This window comes from Novosphingobium sp. 1529 (assembly GCF_040544855.1).
Taxonomy (GTDB): domain Bacteria; phylum Pseudomonadota; class Alphaproteobacteria; order Sphingomonadales; family Sphingomonadaceae; genus Novosphingobium; species Novosphingobium capsulatum.
Genome location: NZ_JBEPKW010000028.1, coordinates 1 through 6,618, shown reverse-complemented (window position 1 = coordinate 6,618; position 6,618 = coordinate 1). Strand labels below are relative to the sequence as shown.

Genomic DNA, 6,618 nt, shown 5'->3' with positions numbered 1-6,618 from the left:
ATCAGTCCATGCCATTGGTCACACCATCTTCTCGCAAGGACGGCGTGAATCACAACATACTGGTATCGCTCAACAACTTTCGGATCGGGCTCTAAGAGACAAACAATGTGAGACACGGAATAAACGGATCAAGGACCATAAATCGGTCAACCTCCTGTTTTAAAAAACAATTTTTCTAAAAATCTTGTCCCAGTCGGCTTGATCAGCGACAATTGTCGCGAATCACTGGTTCAAGCTGGCACAGCCCGTGAACCGAGTCACCTTGCATGGCATGCCAAATGAAGGCGGATGTTGCATTCATCGGCTTGAAGCGTAATGGTCGTTCTGCCCCCGCAACACTCGGGGGTGAGGCGTCGTAACCTCCAGGTGCGTAGTCCGGTCGAGATTTCTCGGCCGGGTGGCTGACGCGTATGTCCAGGGCATGCCTAAAGGCGTTAGCGCCTGGAGCTACGCCCTAGGTTACGAACACCCGGCTCGGCTCGGGTCGCCTCTTAACCGAAGGGGCAACACCCCGCGCAAAGGGGGCTAGATTTGACAGGGACCATCACGGAAGCCGCAACTTCGCGGCGCGTATCCACCCGGTTGAAGATCGGCGTGATTTTCGTGCCGTTCGTGTTCGCATGGCTCTTGCTACGGCACGGCTATTCAACCTTGGCAAGGTGGCTTGCATTTGGTTGGATGGCCATCGGTATCCTACTCTTTGCTCTTGCTCGACCTAATCCGAAGATACCTGAGCAGCAAAGGCCTGTAGCCATACCGGGCGCGGTCGAGACCAGACCTACGGCCAATCAACTGGACTACGTCCACGAATTGCCCCTCAAGACGGCCAAGGGCGGACGCGCCACAGCAACAGCCTTGTCGGTTAACGGAAAACAGCTGCGAGCACTCTGGCTGGAGCTAGAGGGGTTCAGGCATGACCCGAAGTTCCATGCACTCGGCTTCGATAATCCATTCCAATACGGCGAATGGCGAGGCAGGGTCAGGGCGCTCGACCATAGCGCTGGAAAGGCGATGATTGCCGAGATCGGGTTTCCTCCTGGCGAGCTTTTGACACTCGGCGGGGAGTATTTGAAAAGCAAAGGCATGCGGACGAAGCGTTCTGATGAAATCGAGCAGCGTCTAGATGCGGCGTTAAATCCCAAGTCGGTGGCAGTAGGGGCAGGCCGGGTGACGCAGGACACCGAGGGTTGCATGAATTTTGACCTTGTCGCGAAATCTCTGCGTGAACTGGAAAATGGTGATTTTCCGGCGAGCGATGCCGCGCATAATGAGGCCAACTGTGATACAATTCCTGCTGGATCAGTCGTGTCTGCGCCAGCAGTCCGCCGCGCGTATGATTGGCTGAAGGATAAGGGGCAGCGTGTTTATGTTCGCGTACAGGTCAATCATAATCAGGTTTGGGTGCCGGAGGAGGAAATATCATATTAATACAATTTCTTGACTAACACTTTGGCTGGGGTAGGATGCAACATCGTTGGTTGTTGCTGAGTGCCGATGGCAAAGTGTTGGGATAATTCGCGGTTCATAGCATATTACCGGGTATCTACAGACCGGCAGGGGCGAAGTGGTCTTGGTTTGGAGGCCCAGCGGGAAGCGGTCCATAGTTTCCTATCTCAGCGCCCGCACACACTGATTGCTGAAAAGGTCGAGATCGAGAGCGGGCGTAACGCCGATAGACCGGAACTGGCAGCAGCCTTCGCCCTCTGTCGGCTGCATCGAGCGACACTCATCATTGCCAAGCTGGATCGCCTCGCCCGGAGCGTGGCGTTCGTGTCAAACATTCTGGAAAGCGGTGTCGATTTCGTCGCCGCTGATTTCCCCGAAGCCAACCGGCTCACCATCCATATTCTGTCTGCCGTTGCTGAGCATGAGGCGCGGATGATCTCGGAGCGTACCAAGGCGGCCCTGAGAGCCGCCAAGGCGCGCGGCGTTGCCTTAGGCGGTGATAGGGGAAACCTTCCCGCTGTCGCCGCCAGAGGCGCTCAGGCAAGCGCTGCGGTGCGTTCGCGGCAGGCTGTCGAGCGTGCGCGCGACCTAGCTCCGCTGATCATGTCATTGCGCGATACCGGGCACAGTTTTGAAGCCATTGCCAACGAACTTGATGATCGTGGCATTCCATCCGCCAGAGGAGGATTATGGACCGGACAGAAGGTCTCCCGCTTGATGCGCCGTTCGGCTTAGCCGTGAAGCGGCCGAGACAAAATCGTGTCACGCCCTTCGGAACGATCGAGGCGACCCATCACAAGGGCACGCTGATGGGAAATCGGGGCGATCTTCACGCGCCTGATGGCACCTTAGGCCGACAGTGGCGCAGCCGCAGGTGGTTGAGTTGCGTCTTAGACGGCAATGGTTGGAAAGCGCCGATGGACACGCCGGGCCATTACTACCCGCTGTTCTTTCATGACGAAGCTGTAGCGCTGGCGGCAGGTCACAGGCCATGCGGCGAGTGTCGGCCGGATGCGTTGGCCGCGTTCATTGCGGCATGGAAGGCGGGGCATGGGTTTGCGGTGCGTGAATGGGTTTCGTTGCAGGAAATCGACCGCGCGTGCCATCAATCGCGCGTAATCGAGAGAGAGTGCAGGCGGAGCTTGCGACCGGTCGAGCTGCCAGAGGGCGTTTTTGTCGCTGCACGGGAAATTGATCGCCGCCCTCTACTCAAGTTTGCCGGTAGCTTTTGGCCTTGGCAGCACGGCAGCTATAGTGAGCCAATTGCGCAAGGAGTAATGCCGTCGAAGTGTGTCCTGCTTACGCCTTCGTCCATGGTAGCTGCGCTCAACGCCGGGTACGTGGCGATGGTATCGTCAGATTTGCAACGGGTTGCAAACTACCCCTTGGATGGGAATCGTGTAACACTCAATGAATGATCACGTCAGATTAATGCTAACAAACCGCCGTCCTTAGGAAATGTATGCCTGCTTCCGAGACCCCAATCGTTAATCCTCTTGCCGGTTGCACCGATCTGCCTGCACTTGAACAACTTGGGCGAGCGCTATGGCGAAGCGAAGGTCTTCGAGGTGCTGCCGTCCTTGTCGGCGCCGGACTGAGCCGTGAAGCTACGTTGGCAAGTGCGGATACGCCACCACCACCATTGTGGTTCGACTTGGCGCAAGCGATGAGCGCGCAGCTATATCCGGCCAACCCGGCGCTAGCGCCTTGGGACCCGCTTCGCTTGGCTGAAGAATATCGCAGCTATTTTGGACAGTCGGCGCTCGACGCATTCGTTCGCGAGAATGTGCGAGATGTCGCTTGGCAGCCCGGAGCGCGCCATGATGCACTTGTCGCGCTACCTTGGTCAGACATTCTTACGACTAATTATGACACCCTGCTGGAGCGGGCGGCGCGCAATTCTGATCGCGCTTATGATCCTGTTCGGACTGAAGCCGAAATCGCTTTCTCCAAGGCGCCTCGCATCGTAAAGCTTCATGGCTCCGTCGGCGCAACTGACCATTTCGTAATCGCGGAAGAGGATTACCGAACATATCCGACGCGGCATGCCGCATTCGTAAATCTGGCGCGTCAATGTTTCGTTGAGAACGAATTGTGTCTTTTGGGTTTCTCGGGTGATGATCCCAACTTTCTTGCGTGGGCTGGTTGGGTCCGTGATCACCTTGGTAGCGCAGCCCGGCGGATATTTTTGGCTGGGGCGCTCAATCTTAGCCCAGCTAAACGCAAATATCTGGAAGCGCGAAACATAGCTCCCATTGATGTTTTCCCACTTGTGAAAGATTTGGATGCGAGTGCGCGCCATGCTTCGGCAAACCGGCTTATTCTGGAGGCTTTGAACGCTCTTCGTCCCATTCCCTCGCACGAATGGGTGGCGTCGTCTCCCGATCGGCTCCATGACGATCGGACGGCTGATTTGACGGCTAAGGTGAATGCTTTCCGAGAGATGGTCAAGCGTTGGCAAGGGGAGCGCGCTAGCTATCCCGGATGGCTCATCTGCCCCAATGACCGTCGCGCCGTACTGCGCATATACACCGAGGCGCCCAATGAGGTGCTGCTTGAAGCATTAGAGCCTGCCGAAGCTGCGAACGCGGTGGTTGAGTGGTGCTGGCGTCACCAAACTGCGCTTTGGCCGATCCACGCCGGCTTCATTAAAGTCGTGCGGCGCTTCGCTGAGCCGACTTCGTCGGAGATGCTCTCGGCGGCCGATAGGCTGATAGTCGGGAGCTTACTCCTTGAACACGCGCGCCGCGAAGGCGATGCAGCACTTTTTTCGGAAATGGCAAGGTGTCTAAATGCAATCACCGTTGATGGTAGCGATGGTCGCGCAGAATTGCGCTACCAAGAGGCTCTAAAAGCGCTTCACGAGCTCGACCTAGCTCGGGTGGAGCAGATTGTGCCAGAAATCAGCGGTCCTGATCCCGCCTGGAAACTCCGTCGCGCAGGTTTGCTTTGCACTCTGGGGCAGCTATCCGCAGCAGAAGCCTTAATTTCCGAGGCGCTTGCCGACATGCGCGACCGCGAACGAGCCGATCGCACATCTCTTTGGGTTCGCTCCCGGCTGGCTTGGGCACTCTTTTTCAACTATAGCCATAAACGGCTAAGCGGTGGGGGCGGCCGTTGGCCCGAGCGTTTCAGGGAAACTCTTTGCGACCCTTGGCAAGAGGTCGAGCGAGCGGTGGATGCCGGGTTCGAGGAACGGCGAAAGCACCAAAATAAGCCAGATCGAGCCGTGCCTAATTTTGTGCCGGGATCATTCCGTTTGCCTTCACGCACAATCCACTTTGGGGATACGAGAGTTGAGCCCAGCGATAATTTTGCCCTGCTTTTTGAACGTGGGGGCGTTCCTGCCCGCCTAGAATATATGACAATGTTTGTCCCCGAGCGGCTTGACGCCCTTGAGCTGGGGTATGAGCCGACGCTGACTTGGTATCTGTCGCTGATTGGCGCTGGTTTGAATAGCGACTCCCCTCAGATCGACCGTTTTTTTGGTCGTGTTAACATTGCTAGGCTGGATTTGGAGGTTGTCCTAAATCTAGTTTTTCATCTCAAGGCGGGAAGAGACTACTGGGTTGGATGTTTGCAGGATAAGCATCAAGATGTGCGTGTTTTTGCGCGTGATAGGCTCATTACGCTGATTGAATTAATAGGTAGATTATCGGTTCGTCTTGACGATATGCAAGGAATAGCTCTCCATCTCGAAACGGTGCAATTGAGCAAGCTGCTGGGCATAAATCTTCGTTTTTGCAAACAGGTCGGAAATCTCCTTAAGAATAGTTTTGAGGCCGTGTCGCCAGCAGCTAGAGCCCCCATGTTTTTTGCTGATCTCGATCTTCCTTTGGCGGCGGAAAACGAAGCGCCCGAGCCGACAAACTGGATTGGTCTAGTGCCGCTGCACGAACCTCAGCAAAATCAGCAGTTGCGGCCCGTTGTTGCTAGGTACCTCGACGCCGCAGCAATGACTGGCGGTCAGCGAAGCGCTGCGATCAGGCGCCTGGCGCAGTTGCATGTCTTGGGCGCACTCACCCCTGACGAAATCAGCCGCTTCGATGCTGCAGCGTGGAGGCAATTAGACGCAGGCAATCCGCCACTCCCCACAAATACGTCGATCTACGAGCATTTTTGGGCGACTTTAGTGACCCAAGGCAGAGATGCCGCTGCTCTTGTCCAGGCGCGGCTGTTTTCGACACAAGGATCACTCGATCGTGATCGATTTGACAGTATGATCCGAGCCGTTCGGTCCGGCGACATTCGGCCCAGCGCGGATCAGGCCCGTGAATGCTTTGATGTCATAGTGGCGATGCGCTTCAAAGAAATTGACCCGAACGATCCGATCGCAAGCTTTACGGCAGGCTTGCAGGGATATGATCGCCAACTAGAGGCGAACTTTGCAGGAGCTGCACTAACATGGGCGCTCTCATCGAGCTTAGCTCTGAATGATTTGACGCCTAAACGGTTAAGCTCACTGGAGTTCTTTCAAGAAAGTGCGAAAACTCTGGCTAGCATCGGCGCTATGGTACCATTCGTCGAGCAACATGTGACAGCTAGGAATGCACTCGAACGGCTTATCCGTCGCGGCTTGACGTCCCAAGATAGTCACCAAGTCGCGTATGCAGTCGATGCCCTACGCATATGGGCTGACGTACACGCGGCAGGGCCTCATGCTCCCCCCAGCCAGTTGATTGACCAGATCGTCTCGTTGGTTGAACTGCGGCTCTCATCAGGACTTCCATATCTTTTGGGCGAATGTGAAAGGCTTTCACGTAGCGGCGGACTTAGCGCCGAGCAGTTCAAGCGCATCCAAATTGCGCTCGGAGATTTGCTGGAGGAGACTAATTATAGCGTGATTGACCTGCAAAGCGAGCGAGCGGGAACAGTTTCGTTAATACGCAAAAATGCCGCGCGTTTAGCGTTGTCTTTAAAGGACGCGGGTCACGCGAGCGAAGAAACTGAAGCATGGCTGACTGCCGTGCGCGATGATCCACTACCAGAAGTTCGGCATGCTCTCGCGGCAACTGATGCTTGAGCAGCATCTCGCTTGGAATTGGCACACTTGGTTGCTACACATGAAGCCGCCTTTGTGACGTGCTCCCCTGAAATGTGACCGATTTTGAGTAGAGTCCGACGCGAAGGAGTCGGACGGATATGAAGCGGAGCAGGTTCAGCGAAGAGCAG

At 55.9% G+C, this 6,618-nt stretch carries 4 protein-coding genes; all 4 read left to right on the top strand.

Annotated elements, in window-relative coordinates:
* Positions 1 to 531 precede the first annotated feature (531 nt).
* Positions 532 to 1,428 (top strand): hypothetical protein, encoded by an 897-nt coding sequence (locus ABIC78_RS21320; RefSeq protein WP_354491935.1) that lies wholly within the window; start codon positions 532 to 534, stop codon positions 1,426 to 1,428.
* 66 nt (positions 1,429 to 1,494) lie between these two features.
* The gene (locus ABIC78_RS21315; RefSeq protein WP_354491937.1) at positions 1,495 to 2,181 is read left to right on the top strand and encodes a recombinase family protein; all 687 of its coding nucleotides are present in this window, start codon (positions 1,495 to 1,497) and stop codon (positions 2,179 to 2,181) included.
* Positions 2,136 to 2,864, top strand: a complete 729-nt coding sequence (locus tag ABIC78_RS21310) for a hypothetical protein (RefSeq protein WP_354491933.1) — start codon at positions 2,136 to 2,138, stop codon at positions 2,862 to 2,864. The genes ABIC78_RS21315 and ABIC78_RS21310 overlap by 46 nt, the downstream gene beginning before the upstream one ends.
* Before the next feature lie 44 nt (positions 2,865 to 2,908).
* On the top strand, positions 2,909 to 6,469 hold the full coding sequence (locus ABIC78_RS21305; RefSeq protein WP_354491931.1) for an SIR2 family NAD-dependent protein deacylase: 3,561 nt from the start codon (positions 2,909 to 2,911) through the stop codon (positions 6,467 to 6,469).
* Positions 6,470 to 6,618: the final 149 nt, after the last annotated feature.